Source organism: Wukongibacter baidiensis (genome assembly GCF_050888315.1).
Lineage (GTDB): Bacteria > Bacillota > Clostridia > Peptostreptococcales > Caminicellaceae > Wukongibacter > Wukongibacter baidiensis.
Map to the genome: position 1 here is coordinate 4,093,652 of NZ_CP138202.1, position 15,088 is coordinate 4,108,739.

The 15,088-nt window shown below is 33.0% G+C and carries 14 protein-coding genes and 1 pseudogene; 12 read left to right on the top strand and 3 right to left on the bottom strand.

Going from position 1 to position 15,088, the window contains the following annotated elements; genetic code table 11:
• Window positions 1-3: 3 nt before the first annotated feature.
• The gene (locus R9X47_RS18515; protein WP_432667655.1) at window positions 4-153 is read right to left on the bottom strand and encodes a glutaredoxin family protein; all 150 of its coding nucleotides are present in this window, start codon (window positions 151-153) and stop codon (window positions 4-6) included.
• 258 nt (window positions 154-411) lie between these two features.
• On the opposite strand from R9X47_RS18515, the gene R9X47_RS18520 reads away from it, so the two are divergent.
• Window positions 412-1,407, top strand: coding sequence for a CotS family spore coat protein (locus tag R9X47_RS18520; protein ID WP_432662511.1), 996 nt, complete (start codon window positions 412-414; stop codon window positions 1,405-1,407).
• 25 nt (window positions 1,408-1,432) lie between these two features.
• Here the strand turns inward: R9X47_RS18520 and R9X47_RS18525 are convergent, their stop codons facing one another.
• The gene (locus R9X47_RS18525; RefSeq protein ID WP_432662512.1) at window positions 1,433-2,227 is read right to left on the bottom strand and encodes a glycosyltransferase family A protein; all 795 of its coding nucleotides are present in this window, start codon (window positions 2,225-2,227) and stop codon (window positions 1,433-1,435) included.
• 252 nt (window positions 2,228-2,479) lie between these two features.
• Here R9X47_RS18525 and yabG point away from each other — a divergent pair, with 252 nt between their 5' ends.
• The 3 genes from yabG to R9X47_RS18540 all read left to right on the top strand — a co-directional run bounded on the left by yabG (window position 2,480) and on the right by R9X47_RS18540 (window position 5,555).
• A complete protein-coding gene (yabG, locus tag R9X47_RS18530; protein WP_432662513.1) occupies window positions 2,480-3,202 on the top strand; it encodes a sporulation peptidase YabG in 723 nt (240 codons plus the stop codon).
• A gap of 172 nt (window positions 3,203-3,374) precedes the next feature.
• Complete coding sequence (locus R9X47_RS18535; protein WP_432662514.1) at window positions 3,375-4,811, top strand: recombinase family protein; 1,437 nt, start codon at window positions 3,375-3,377, stop codon at window positions 4,809-4,811.
• A gap of 3 nt (window positions 4,812-4,814) precedes the next feature.
• Entirely contained in the window at window positions 4,815-5,555 is a 741-nt protein-coding gene (locus R9X47_RS18540) for a YkgJ family cysteine cluster protein (protein ID WP_432662515.1), read from the top strand.
• A 119-nt stretch (window positions 5,556-5,674) separates the two neighbouring features.
• On the opposite strand, the gene speD is transcribed toward R9X47_RS18540, so the two are convergent.
• Entirely contained in the window at window positions 5,675-6,487 is an 813-nt protein-coding gene (gene speD, locus R9X47_RS18545) for an adenosylmethionine decarboxylase (RefSeq protein WP_432662516.1), read from the bottom strand.
• 537 nt (window positions 6,488-7,024) lie between these two features.
• On the opposite strand from speD, the pseudogene R9X47_RS18550 reads away from it, so the two are divergent.
• The 8 genes and pseudogenes from R9X47_RS18550 to R9X47_RS18585 form a co-directional block, all read left to right on the top strand.
• Window positions 7,025-7,204, top strand: a pseudogene (locus R9X47_RS18550) (sporulation peptidase YabG); the annotation flags it as partial.
• A gap of 55 nt (window positions 7,205-7,259) precedes the next feature.
• Window positions 7,260-8,699, top strand: coding sequence for a stage II sporulation protein D (gene spoIID, locus R9X47_RS18555; protein ID WP_432662517.1), 1,440 nt, complete (start codon window positions 7,260-7,262; stop codon window positions 8,697-8,699).
• A 184-nt stretch (window positions 8,700-8,883) separates the two neighbouring features.
• Window positions 8,884-9,150, top strand: coding sequence for a Veg family protein (locus tag R9X47_RS18560; RefSeq protein ID WP_432662518.1), 267 nt, complete (start codon window positions 8,884-8,886; stop codon window positions 9,148-9,150).
• A 621-nt stretch (window positions 9,151-9,771) separates the two neighbouring features.
• A complete protein-coding gene (gene arcA / locus R9X47_RS18565; protein WP_432662519.1) occupies window positions 9,772-11,010 on the top strand; it encodes an arginine deiminase in 1,239 nt (412 codons plus the stop codon).
• Between the two features lie 123 nt (window positions 11,011-11,133).
• Window positions 11,134-12,708 (top strand): DUF3794 and LysM peptidoglycan-binding domain-containing protein, encoded by a 1,575-nt coding sequence (locus R9X47_RS18570; RefSeq protein ID WP_432662520.1) that lies wholly within the window; start codon window positions 11,134-11,136, stop codon window positions 12,706-12,708.
• 340 nt (window positions 12,709-13,048) lie between these two features.
• The gene (ispE, locus tag R9X47_RS18575; protein WP_432662521.1) at window positions 13,049-13,912 is read left to right on the top strand and encodes a 4-(cytidine 5'-diphospho)-2-C-methyl-D-erythritol kinase; all 864 of its coding nucleotides are present in this window, start codon (window positions 13,049-13,051) and stop codon (window positions 13,910-13,912) included.
• A 4-nt stretch (window positions 13,913-13,916) separates the two neighbouring features.
• On the top strand, window positions 13,917-14,606 hold the full coding sequence (locus R9X47_RS18580; RefSeq protein ID WP_432667656.1) for a GntR family transcriptional regulator: 690 nt from the start codon (window positions 13,917-13,919) through the stop codon (window positions 14,604-14,606).
• A 260-nt stretch (window positions 14,607-14,866) separates the two neighbouring features.
• Window positions 14,867-15,079, top strand: coding sequence for a CLC_0170 family protein (locus R9X47_RS18585; RefSeq protein ID WP_432662522.1), 213 nt, complete (start codon window positions 14,867-14,869; stop codon window positions 15,077-15,079).
• Window positions 15,080-15,088 lie beyond the last annotated feature (9 nt).

Below are 15,088 nucleotides of genomic sequence, written 5' to 3' on the forward strand. Positions count from 1 at the left end.
TATTTATATAAGTAATTCATCAAGCTTATTTTTGTCAAAACCAACTACTACTTCATCGTCCACAAAAATAGCAGGAACTCCCATAATCCTTCTTTTAACAAGTTCTTTTCTAGCTCCTGGATCAGTTTGAACATTTCTTTCTTCAAACTCTATGTTTTTTTCCGAAAGATACTCTTTCGCAGTATGACAATGTGGTCATGTGTTACTAGTAAAAACTACAACCTTTTTCATTTTAAACACCTCCTGATAATATTATTACCCATTAAAATTTAAAAAAAACATATTCATATTTATTATATGCAAATAATACATGAAATGCCATATATATATATTCTGTGAATATCATTAATCTTTATATATAGAGAGTTCATAGTGAAACTGCTGATTTATATACGAAGTGGGGGATTCAATGTGGATGATAAAAATTATGAACTAGTAGAAAAATTCGGATATAAGTTAATAAAAAAAGTACCGAAGAAAGATTATAATATAGTATTTACTGATAAAGGATTCTTTATATTGAAAAAAGTAAAATACAAAGTATCAGAAATACTCTTTGTGCATGGTGCAAAGGAACACTTGATAAACAAAGGGTATAAAAATGTAGATAGGTATATAACAATAAATAACATACCTTATATAGAACATGATGGGGATTGTTATGTTATGACTAGACTTATCGAGGGAAGAGGATGTAACTTTAAAAACCCCTTGGAAATGCAAAAGGCTTCAAAGGCTCTGGCAGAGATTCATGAAGCATCAAAGAATTACATACCTATAGTAAAAGAAGGACATAGATCAAATATAGGAAAATTACAAAAAGACTATTTGGATAAATGTCAAGATTTTATATACATAAAAAGCCTTATAAAGATGAGAACTACAAAATACAAGATAGACCTTATGGTTGTAGACAATATCGAGATGTTATATGATATGGCGATAGAATCCGTAAGAAATCTCCAAAAGAATGGTTATTTTGAATATTGCGAAGAAGAGGGTATATATAGATACCTTTGTCATAGTGCCTATAATCACAACAACATACTTGTTGATTTAAAAGGAAACCTGAGTGTAATAAACTTTGACCATTGCAAGTATGAATTAAGATGTTTTGACATAGCAGGCTTCATTATGGGTGCTATGGATGGACTAGATTGGAACTTTCAAAAGGCCGTAGATATACTCAAGGCATATAATAGTGTTAGAAAAGTTGAAGAAAGAGAATATAAGCTTATGTTCTCTTTCCTTCAATTTCCCCAGGATATATGGGAAATTGCTACTAAATATTACTATGAAGACTATGAGAACTTTAGACACATGTACTATATTGATCTGAAAAATAGAATAGAAAAATTGCCACAGCGGATCGAGTTTCTAAAAAAATATAGTAGTAAATTTACTTAAAAAGTTTAAATAACGCAGAAATTTATCATTCTGGGACACTCCCTAGAATCAAATCCAAAATATCAAAGCGCCTGCCCTTATGATATCCCAAGAAATCTATACCATCAAAGCCTCTCCGCGGCTGATTATCTTGATAAATTGAACAAGCCTCAATACAATCTCCTATCATTGTTTTAGAAATTCGTGAAGCATGGAGAGAGTCCTTGGTTGTTGATCTAAGTACATGATCTGGGATCCTAGTAGACACCTTGATATTCAATCTATTTTTTACTGCTAAGGCCAGTGAAACAGGAGGAGTTGAAAGACTTTTAAATCCTACTGTTTCAATAAATTTTTTCGATATTCCATGTGGACCATGACTAGGTATAGCATAGGCTATTTTATCATATATACCAAGCTCTAGGTTTAATTGACGCCTGAAGGATAAAAGTATCTTAGCGGCGTTGCTGCTGATATGTGTTTCATCGTAACAGTCGGTAAGAGCCATATCGATATTATTAGAGGAAATATCGAAAATTATTTCGTTTATATTATTAGAGATATTTCCAATCATATCACCATCTACAAATATGAAGCCGCTTGCTCCAGATTCATAAGCTGAAAGTGCACCTATAGACCTTGGAACATCTAAACCAAGAGGCTTGTTGAAGTAAAGTGTTTGTATCCTATCGCTATCTATATTAGAAACCCTTTTGAGGGTATTATCAGTACATCCATTTACAACTACTAAAATCATATCGCTATTTGTTCTAAGGAGCATATCTAAGGTTCTAGAGATTTTTTCTCCCTCATTTCTTGCTGGTACAATCGTGTAAATCATTTTATCACCGCCGTTTTAAAATATCTACTATCATTCTACTCATCCCATATTTCATAGGTGAGCAAATTGCATAATTACCATCTAAAAAAACTTTCAACTATATATGGTCTTAAAGCCCTCTAGAGCTATACCACAATTCTTATGCAATTCTGCCAAGTTAGAATTATGGAATTGCCTCAGGTGACTATGCACCTTAAACTTTGAAAAAACATACTATATAGTACAGTAGGCATATAATATAGGAGGATTTTGATGACAGAACTAAGAGTTGGAGACGTTGTAGCGAGAAAATCGTATGATTATGATATCTTATTTAAGATTACAAATATAATTACTGATTCAAATAATAAGAAAACCTTCATCCTAAAGGGAACTAACCTAAGGATTATTGCAGATTCTCCGGAAGGTGATTTGCAAAAGGTTTCAGCAAATAAAGTAAATCAGTTTAATAAAGTTTTTAACAAAGAAATAAATAGAATAGTGAGAAACATATTGAAGGAAAGAAAAGATACTCAGTTTAAAAACTTAACAAGACATATGTCAGAATATACAAGGGAAAGTAATCATTTTGGAAGGGCAGGAAAAGTATTGCACCTAGATGGTGATGGAGAATATATAGATGTATGTCTTAAGGTATATGAGCAGCTAGATATAGAAGCTGTGGGAAAAATAATAGACGAAAAGGAGCAGCCTAAGGTAGTAGATAAGCTTCTTAGAGAATATAACCCAGATATATTGATTTTAACAGGTCATGATAGCATATTAAAAGGAAAAGAGGACTTCACTGATATAGAGAACTATAGAAACTCCAAGTATTTTACTGAGAGTGTTAGAATAGCTAGGCAATACGAATCAAGTATGGATGAACTTGTAATATTTGCAGGTGCATGTCAATCCTATTTTGAAGCAATAATTGAAGCCGGAGCAAATTTTGCCAGTTCACCCCATAGGACACTAATGGAGTGTAGAGTATAGGAAGGAGGTGTTTCAATGGATAAAATAGAAAAGCAGATCGAATTCTACTTTGAAAGTGAGAAGAGTTTTGAAGATGTATTGCTTGAGATTATCGTAATAAAATTGGCTGCTAGTAGCTAAACGAGGTGATATTATTAAGCGGTGTGCTGTATATGTAAGGGTATCTACGGAGATGAAGACTCAGAAGAGTAGTATAGCACATCAGAAGAACTTTTTTGAAGGATACATAGGAGAAAGAGGTTGGGAACTTTATAGGATTTATGAAGATGTCGAAAGTGGCATGTCGGTGAAAAAAAGAGAAGGACTTAGGGAACTAATTGAAGATAGTAGAAAAGGGCTTTTTGACGTGTTACTAACTAAAAGCATATCAAGGTTTGCTAGAAATACTCTAGAAGGATTAACACATATAAGAGAACTAAAGAAAATAGGCATAAGATTTATTACTATTGAGGATGCCTTTGATTCCTTTGAATATGATGAATTTATGTTCACATTATTGCTTTCCATGGCACAAAAAGAGTCGGAAAGGATAAGTGAGCGTATAAAATTTGGAAAAATCCAAAGAGCAAAGAGGGGTTTATATAATGGAAGTAATCCACCCTATGGCTATAAAAAAGACGGCAAAAATCATCTGTTGATAGCAGATGATATAACAACAGAGGTAGTAAGAATAATATTTAAAATGTATAACGAAGGATTGGGATTTTATAAGATTGCAAAATACTTAAATGAACAGGGATACCCAACCCCAAGCATGATAGCTAAGAAAATCAACAGCAATAAACTATGGCATCAAAGTACTGTGAAGAACATACTTACAAACGAAGTTTATGTAGGCAATTTAGTCCAAAACAAAAGCAGAGGCAAGGATTTGTTAAATGGAACAAGAGAGGCAAATGTAGAAGAGGAATATATAAGGGTTGAAAATACTCATGAAGCCATAATAGATATAAATACCTTTAAATTGGCTGAGAAGATATTAAAACAAAGAGGGGGAAAAAGAACCTCAAAAAGCAAATATACCTTTACGGGTATATTGTATTGTGGAGAATGCGGTTCAGGAATGCATTATAAAAAGAACAAGACATCATATATCTGTGGAAAACTAAATAAATGGGGAAAGAAATATTGTAAGGGAAGTCATATCAATAAAAATAGTTTGAAGATAAAAATAGAAAAGAATTTGGGAAATCTAATAAGAAAAGGCGTTGATTTAAATAGACTTAATACGAAGTTAAGGAAGACCATGGATAAAGCGAAAAGAAATGATGGTTTGAATTGTATCCATAGGGAGATGCAAAACATGACAAAGAAGCAAATCAGACTCTTGGATGTGTATGTAGAAGGAATGATAACAATGGAAGAATATAATGAAAAAAATACAGCCATCAGGAATCAGATATTGCTTTTACAAAACAAGAAAAATAGACTAGAATTAGAACTATCTGCTAATGGACAAAATAACATAAATAGTTATAATGAGTTATGTGGATATATAAAATTAGATAGTGTAGTAGTAAACAAACTTATTAAAAAAATTACTGTCTACAATGATGAAAAAGTACTGGTGGAATATGACTTTAAAAGAATCCAAGGCTTGGAGGAATAATAGATGAGGTTACTTAAGAAAAACATAGAAAAATCAATAGAGCATGGTGAAGAAAAGGAATTCTTTAATAAACTGAATAAAATATACGAAGGTATTCAAGGGGGAGAGTGTAAGGGCTGCACAAACTGCTGCATGGAATCCGTAAACACTTTTTATATAGAATTCCTAAATATATATAAATATCTACAGGATAGACCCGATTTGTATCAGAAGTTGATACCAAAAGTGATGGAGTACTATTTCCTTGAGCTAGTAGAAAATAGACCATGTCCATTTTTAGATGAAAGTGGCAGATGCACAATATATGAAGTAAGGCCACTTACCTGTAGGCTCTTCGGGCATTTAAGTGAAAAGGAGCATAATGAAAATTATAAAAACGTATTAGAGGAAAACAGGGAAAGCAGAGACTATTTTATGGAAGAGTACGGAATAGAGATCCCAGAAGAAATAGTTAACTATAAAATCGAATACTGTAAGGACTTTAAAGTAGATAAAAGGGTTAAGAAACAAGAAAGGCACTCAATGATAGACGATATTTTTGTGATAGAATCAAACTTTTTTATGAATGATTTAATATCAGAAGAATTTTTAGGAACTGGCCTTGTGTCCTGGTTTGCATACACCTACTTTGATCTAGATGAAGCTGGAGATTATAGGCTTGATATAATGGAAGAATACGCTGAGCAAGGAAAGAGTTCTACTCTGGAAGAAGTATTAGAGAAAGTGGCAAGTGATAAGTTCTAAGGTTAAGATTGAACTCTATAGTAAACACATAAAAAACTGCAATCCAAATTCAAATTTGGTTGCAGTTTTTCTATTTAAAGCTTATTAAAAATACCCTAGTACAAATGTTTTGCCATTAGTTACTCTACATTTATACCATAAAATATTTCTGTCATCTCTTTATTGAGCTTTTTAATAATAGTGTCTCTTTCATACTCGGTTAAATCTTTTTCGTTGATTTCAAATAGATAATTATCAAGATTAATATCTTTAAGCTTCATCTTTGTATGGAAGATATTAGATTGATATATATTCATATCAATTAAGCTGTATCTCTTAATTGTTTCGTCCGTAATATAATTTTGGATCGAATTAATCTCATGATCTATAAAGTGTTTTTCGCCGTCAACATCCCTAGTGAAGCCCCTAACCTTATAGTCAATAGTAATAATATCTGAATCAAAACTACCAATCAGATAATTTAAAGCCTTTAAAGGAGAGATTGTCCCACATGTAGCAACATCTATATCTACTCTGAAGGTACTTATTTCGTTTTGAGGATGACTTTCAGGGTAGGTGTGAACCGTTACATGACTTTTATCCAAATGTCCAACGATATTTTCTCGCTTTGGAGTTATGACGCCTCTATTACAAGATGGATCGAGAACATATAAAGGAACCTCTTCCTCGGAAATCAAAAGAGTTACACTTGCTCCCTGAGGATCATAATCTTGTTTTGCAACGTTTAGCACACTGGCCCCAATTGATTCAGTAACATGGGTTAGAATGTTTGTCAATCTTTCAGAGTTGTATTGCTCATCAATATATTCGATATACTTTTGACGATCTTCCTCAGTTTTAGTATAACAAATATCATAAATGTTGAAGCTTAAGGACTTGGTTAAATTGTTAAAACCATACAGTCTTAGCTTATTATTAGTTAACTTTGCCAACTACCATTCCCCTTTTCTACAGAGAGTTCTAAGTAAAACTTGATTTATATATCTAAATACTTAGAGTTACTAGGCGTTTTAGATGTGTATAAATTAAAGTCTTTACTTGAATCTCTATGATACTTTTTTCAAGAAAAATTATATACCCTACAGTTTCAATGTGCAAGATATAAATTTTGCTAATGTCGAATTATGCCTAAAAAATTACAGATATTATCTCGAGTTACTGCTTCTACTAACTATACTTTCCAGAATAATGAAAAATATTTATATTTATATGTTGCTAACCCAAGAAATCTATTTTAAAGACCTGATGGAATTGCTACAAAGAAAATCCAGTGGGTAGCAGCTGAAAGGGGCTGCCTCATAAGAATTTCTTATGAGTACAGCCCCGGGGTGTTTCAGAATGAGTGAAGTTCAAGGTTTTGAGATTTCAACGGTTTGGCTAGTACTGACGTACGTGCCAAGTCGGTGAAATTTTAAATAACGCAGAAATTCGCCATTCTGAGACACTCCATTTGCTACATTCTACACTCCATACTTATCCATTGCTTAGACCCCGTTTTTATAACTCAAAAAGTTGCATTTACCAGCGTGGATAGATTTATATCAATAGAAGAGGTACTTGAGAATACGATCACAGGAGTCAAAGGAATAGGAGGCCTTCAAACTCGCGGTAAATATAGAAAAGGATTACCGAAATCACCTTATCAGTAGATGCAGAATAGAATGATCAAGGGAACGGAGGGGAAACTTGAAGGAGGTTTAGGAATTGAACAACGGGAAAAACTCTGTAAAAATAAAGGTATATGATAAGAAATATGATAGAATTTTATATAAATCCATCGATGAGCTAGTACCGGAATTGGTTGCTGCTCAAGTTAATATAGATTTTGAATTAGAAGCCATTAAGGCTCAAACTATAATAGTAAGAACAGGGCTTGTAAAAAAAGCAAAGATCTTTGGAGGCAAGGGTTACAATCATCATAAGGAAGCAGATATTTGCCTGCAAGACTATTGTGATAATTGGATACCAAGGGAGAAGCTGAAGGATAAATGGAAGGAAGACTTTGAGCAAAATTGGCAGAAGCTCTTAAGGGCACAGGAGGAAACTAAATATTTAATAATAACCTTTAAAAACAAAGTAATAGATCCAAAGTTCCACCTAACATGTGGCGGAGCAACAGAAAACTCAGAAAATGTAGATGGTTCTAAGGTTATATACTTAAGAAGAGTTCTTTGTAGATACTGTATAGAATCCCCCCACTGGAAAAACGTTAAAGAAGTAACCCTAGATGAGCTGGAAGAGAAACTGGGAGTGAGGTTTAATAAATCATCATCAATTAATAGGACGAATGTTCAAGGAATTATAGAGGAAATTGAACGAGACGAAGAGGGAAGAGTTAAGAGAATAAAAGTAGGAGATAAGGTTATCAAAGGAACTGATTTTTGCAATAGTTTAGGCCTTGACTCAACAAGATTTGGCTTTAAGCCAGTGGCATTAAGATTTGAAACTAGGGGAAAAGGTCACGGCCTAGGACTATGTCAATATGGAGCAAACGAAATGGCAGTAGAGGGGAAGATAGCAGAAGAAATTTTAAAATATTATTACACAGGAATAGATATCAAGAAATACGAAAAACCTGATATCGACAGACCAATGTTTAATAGAAGCATAGTTATAGATCCTGGTCATGGAGGAACTGAAAACGTAGGAGTTATTGGTAAGGAGGGGCTAAAGGAAAAAGATCTTACGCTTAAAATAGCATTGGAATTAAAGGAGTTCTTAGAGGATTTGGGTTCGAAGGTTGTTCTTACTAGAGAGGCCGATGAATATCTATCTCTAAAGGGTAGAGCTAAGATGGCCAATGAAGTTAGACCAAATTACTTTATCAGTATTCATATGAATTCCTTTAAAAATACAAACATTTCTGGAATAGAGATATACCATTATAGGGGAGATAAAGATGGTGAAGTATTAGCCAATTTTCTAATCGAAAGTATGTCTAAAGGTCTAGAAAGCGTTAATAGAGGGGTTAAAACGGCTGATTTCTATTTGCTCAAAAACGTTACAACAAGCGCATTACACATAGAAATTGCATATTTAACTAACCCAGAGGAAGAAAGAAAATTTATGGACTATGAATATATAAAAAGAGTTGCTGAGTCTATAGCAGATGGAATAACTAAATACTATAAATATCAAATTTAAAAAATCGAATAAAAAACATGGGCATTTTTACCATAAAAAATATGCTCATGTTTTTTTGCATTATAGCTAATAATATATTGACAAAGAGTAATTTACACGGTATAATATTTACCCAAAAATTTGACAGATCATTATTTGTGTGTTAATATTATACTGTATACATCGAAAGGAAGGAGATGTTTTTTTGGCCACAAAGGAAACCCTAACTAACTTAAAGAAAAATGTTGAAAGTTATATAGGTCAAAAAGTCATACTTAAAACAAATAAAGGTCGGAAAAGAGTGTTCGTTAAAGAAGGCGTTTTAGAAGAAGTATACCAAAACATTTTTATAGTTAGAATAGACAGAGGACTTAATTCAGAAAGAAAAGTATCCTATAGTTATTCCGATATATTAACTGAGACGGTTGAAATAACGCTATGTAGTGATGCATCAAAGATTCAAGCTTCATAAAAGGAAATGCCTGTAAGTTCAGGCGTTTTATTTTTTTTGTCAGGCTGCTGACAAATCCGAATTTCTTCGTTGTTGCTTCAACCAAGAACCCTTACGTATGTTGATATACGCTGCGGGCTCTTGGTTTCAGCACGCCTCGAACTTCAGATTTGTCAACAGCCTGACATTTTTATTGATAAACGCCCTATTTCTGCGTTACTGCTCAAATTTCTGTTGCTCAATTTTAGCGTTCCTTGAACTAGGACATTTCTCAACATCATGCCATATTGTTGACTTTGTCAAAAATCTGACGAAAGAATCATAGATTCTTTCGTTTTTCAAATTATTATAAAAATTTATTATTCTTTTATTTAAATTTTTATGCATAAAAGTGTCGAAAAACTTTGAAAAAAATGAAAGTAAATCATTGAGATAACAATGAGTTAGGAAAAAAATATTCCAAAAACTAGATGTATATACATTGGATGAATATACATTTGATTTCCAAATAATTCAAAAACCTTATACCTATTGGAAAATCATCGCCTTGAAAAGATGTGATCTTACATGTATACTGTAAATAAGACAAAAAACGTGTATAAAAAGTAAAAAAATACCATTTTATTCAATAGGGGGATGAATATGACAGGAGGAAAATCTTTACTAAGTGTAAGGTCTGAAATTGGAAGGCTTAAAAAAGTATTATTGCACAGGCCTGGAAAGGAAATAGAAAATCTAACACCTGATCTAATGGATCGATTATTATTTGACGACATACCTTATCTAGAAATAGCAAAGCAAGAGCACGATGCATTTGCCGATATATTTAGGAAAAACGGAACAGAAGTCTTTTATGTAGAAGATCTTGCTGCTCAGGCACTTACCGATAAAGACATAAAGGATAAATTTATAGACGAATATATTAGTGAAGCTAATATCAAAAGTAGAAAGAAGGAAGTACTGGTAAAGGAATTTCTACTAGGATTTTCATCAGATAGAGAAATGATAGACAAGATGATGGAAGGAATTAGAAAAGAAGAAATTAAGCTTTACAGTAAATCTTCACTTACGGATATGATTGAGTCAAATTATCCATTTATAGTAGATCCAATGCCAAATCTTTACTTTACAAGGGATCCATTTGCAACTATAGGTGGTGGTATTTCTCTAAATCATATGAAGACAGTTACTAGAAACAGAGAAACATTATTTTCAAAATATATATTTAAATACCACGAGATGTTTAAAGACTCAGTAATACCATTTTGGTATGACAGAGGTGAAGATTCTGCAATAGAGGGTGGAGATCAGCTAGTACTAAGTGAGAAGGTAATTGCCATAGGGATATCAGAAAGAACAGAAGCTGAATCTATAGAAAAGTTGGCTAAAAAGATATTTATGTCAGATGAAACCTTTGAAGTTGTATTGGCCTTTGATATTCCAAAGAAAAGAGCATTCATGCACCTTGATACTGTATTTACTATGGTGGATTATGATAAGTTTACAATTCATCCAGAGATAGAGGGACCCCTTACAGTTTATTCACTACGAAAGGGTGAATCTCCTGAAGAATTAATAATAGAGAAGGAAACAATGGAGCTTAGTGAAATACTTAAGAAATATCTAGAACTTGATGACGTTACTCTTATTCGTTGTGGAAATGGCAATCCAATCGATGCTGCTAGAGAGCAATGGAATGACGGATCAAATACTTTAGCTATAGCCCCAGGTGAAGTTATAGTATACTCAAGAAACCATGTTACAAATAGGCTTTTAGAGGAACATGGAGTAAAGCTTCATGTTATGCCATCCTCGGAGTTATCTAGAGGTCGTGGAGGCCCAAGATGTATGAGTATGCCACTTGTTAGAGAAAAATTATAAAAGGATTTAAAAAGAAAGCGGATAAATTTAGCAATCCGCTTCTTTTTTTTGTCATATTTTTCTGTCCATAAAATATTAATATAATAGGAATCTTATAGTAAATCGTAAGGGGGATGAGAGATAATGTCCGTAGGGTTAGTAAGAGAAAATCTCAGATTAGATAGAATGGTTGGATCGGAAAATGTTCAGACAAATGTGGAAAGTGATATAGTAGTTCCAGATTCTAAACCAGATATCCACAATATCTTATCGGCTGAAGGCAATGTAAATATAACCGATAAGGAGATAATTCAAGGTAAGGTCGTAGTTGATGGTAATGTTAACTATAAGGTACTTTATACATCAAACGACCCAGATAAAATTTTACATAGCATGAATGCGTCAGCTAACTTTAATCAAAGCATCGAGATGGATAATGTAGATGGAATGATGGTACCAGAAGTAAACTGCAACATAGAGCATTTAGATCTAAGTATTATGAATGAAAGAAAGATTTCAGCACAAACTATTTTGAACATCAATGGTAAGGTGTTTAAGACTGAGGAAATGGATATTGTTAGGGATGTAGATGGGGTAGACGATGTTCAGGCATTAAGGGATACCATAGTCTATGACAATCTGATTGGAAATAATTCTTCTCAAACTGTGCTTAGGGAAAGTTTTGAGCTTGGAGAAGATGATTCTGAGATTGTAGATGTTTTAGAGAGCAATGGAAATGCCGTGATAACAGAAAAGAAAGTGACAGATAACAAGGTTATCATAGGCGGTAATGTGAACCTCAACATGTTATATGAAACTGAAGAGCCAAGAAATCCAGTACATGAAGCGAAGCATGAGATTCCATTTAACCACTTTATTGAGGTTCCGAAGGCTGAAAACAATATGGACTGCAAAGTAGACCTTCAGGTGAATGAGATTTTCACCAATATAAAGAAAAATATCAATGAAGAAAATAAAGTTTATGATGTTGAGGTAGTGTTAAAGGCAAATGTTATGGTCTATAACAAGGCCGAAAAGGAAGTGCTTTTAGATGCCTACTCTCCTTCTAGAAAACTAAACATTCAAACAAGCAATGTGAAATTCTTAAAGAATGTTGGAAGGAACTCATCTAATGCCGTGATAAAGGAAACAATAGACACTCCATCGGAGTACCCAAGCATATTTAGAGTCTTTACTGTAAAGGCAAGACCAGTAGTTACAGATTATAAGTTGATAGACAACAAAAATATTATAGAGGGTTTTATAGATTCAAATGTTCTATATATGGCCGACAATGAAGAAATGCAAGTATATTCATTCAATCAAGAAGTACCATTTAGACATTATGTAGAGATGGAAGGCTTGCAAGAAGACATGACAGCCGATGTGAAACTAGGAATTGAAAATGTTGATTTCTCTGCAATAAATTCTAAACAAATTGAGACTAAATTTAATCTACACGCCTACAGTGAAGTAAACAAAGAATACGAAATGGAAGTACTAGTTAATCTCGAGGATCTAGGAGAACAATCAGACGATGATAACAAGGCCAGCATAACTATATATTTTGTTCAAGACGGAGATAATCTTTGGGATATTGCTAAGCGTTATAATACAACAGTAAAAGAAATCTTAGAGACAAACGATATTTCAGAAACCCAATCAGTAAAGGTAGGAGATAAGATAATAATTCAAAAAAATTATGAGTATAAATTCTAAGGACACCTTATAACATAGATTATTTAGCAAAAGCTTAAAATTTCTATAAATAATCTGTGATAATTTACGAAAAGGGGCTGTCGTGTAGAATTATACTGCATTCCAGCTCCGAGGTGTTTCAGAATGAATGAAGTTCAAGAATTTGAGATTCCAACGGTTTAGGCAGTACGGATGTATTTGTCAAGTCGTTGAGATTTCAAATATTGTAGAAATTCATCATTGTGAGACACCTCCTTTTTGTTTATAATATAAGGTGTATATAATAATGTATTTTGTATATTGTATTTTATTATGAATACAAAATCTTCATACTTCCTCAGCTAGAAAAGAGGTGCGACAAATGGATGAACTAAAGATAAAGGCATACGCAAAGATAAATTTATCATTAGATGTATTAAATAAAAGACCCGATGGATATCATAATGTTAAAATGGTAATGCAGCAAATAACTCTTTATGATGAAATTATTCTACAGAAGATTGATAAAGGCATTATATTGACTACCGATTGTAGTTTTTTACCTAACGATATATCTAACATTGCTTATAAAGCAGCTGACTCTATGATTAAAAAGTATGGTATAGAAGGCGGCATAAATATAAAAATCCAAAAAAATATTCCTATCGCAGCAGGATTGGCAGGAGGAAGTAGTGATGCCGCTGCAGTTATAAAGGGAATGAATATCTTGTATGATTTAAACCTTCCTTTGGAAGAATTGATGGAGATAGGAGCTGGAATCGGTGCCGATGTTCCCTTCTGTATTTTAGGTGATGGAGCCCTTGCAGAGGGAATAGGAGAAAAACTTACTAAAATAAAAGGATTAAGAAGCGGTTGGATAGTATTATCAAAACCCAATATATGCGTTTCTACTGCAGATGCCTATGGAAACTTAAGACTTGATAACATTAAGGATAGGCCAAATACCGATGAATTGCTTGATGCTCTTGAAAGAGACAATCTATATGATGTGGCCAATAATTTGTGTAACGTTTTTGAACAAGGTATATTTTATAAGAATCCGATAGTAAAGATTATTAGAGAAAAAATGCTTGAATATGGAGCAATTGGGAGTTTGATGAGTGGTAGTGGGCCTAGTGTATATGGGGTTTTCAAAGACTACAATAAGGCAAGATCGGCATATGAAAAATTAAAGCTGCTATATAATCAAACTTATCTTGTTAGGACTTATAATGGGAGGCAATAAAATGATGGAATTTGAAACGAATAAATTAGGAATAAGCAATTATAAACCTTTGCGGGAAATTGTATTTGAATATCTGAGAAACTCCATCTTAAATGGAGAACTAGAGCCAGGAGAAAGGCTGATGGAGCTGCAGCTTGCACAGCAACTTGGAGTTAGTCGTACACCGATAAGAGAAGCAATCAGAAAGCTTGAGCTTGAAGGTCTTGTAGAAATGATTCCAAGAAAGGGAGCATACGTAGCTGATATGTCTATTAAAGATATTTTAGATGTATTAGAAGTTAGAATGTTTCTAGAGGGGCTAGCTGCTTATTTGGCTGCTGAAAGAATGTCAGAGGAAGAAATTGAAAAGCTAAAGGAAATTATGAAGAAGTTTGAAGAAGGTTTAGAAACTATGAACAAAGAAGATATGATTGAACTAGATAATAAATTCCATGACCTGATAATCACAGGATCTAGAAATAATAAGCTTTTACAAATCGTACAGGGTCTACAGGAACAATTCCAAAGATTTAGAGTGATATACTTCAACGAATATACAGAGCACGAAGACCTGATTAAATTCCATAGAGCCATAGTAAAGGCAATTGATAACAGAAACTCAAAGGAAGCCCAGGAGTATGCTCAAACCCACGTTGAAATGATAGAAGAGTCAATTATAAAATGGAGAAAGAAAAATAAGATGGCAAAAGAGTAGATGAAAGTGATTGGAACTGTTTTGGAAGTGATAAGTTGCAAGTTACATGTTCCAAGTTTTTAAGTTATTCTTTTTAGAATCTAAAAAATAATAAATATAATAATCAAAGCGAAAGACTGAGGTCTTTCGTTATTTTTTTTGCATAAAAGAATGACAGAAATCTTGAAACTTGCAACTTGGAACTTGCAACAATTATGTATATACTCATTTGATTTTGCAAACTCTATCATAGAGGAAATTTTCGTAAAGGAAGTGACTAAATGACAATGGAAATCTTAGAGAAATTAAAAAGCTTAGCTACAATGTATATGTTTTTCCTTATACTAGGAACTTCCCTTTTTACAATTTTTATAGATCATAAGGCACTAAAAAAGAAGAAATTAAATAGAGAAGCTAAGATATGTAAATTTATAGGATATCTATACTTGATTGGAGGAACAGCATTTTTTATAGCTATGAAGTATGTGGTATAAACAGGAGGT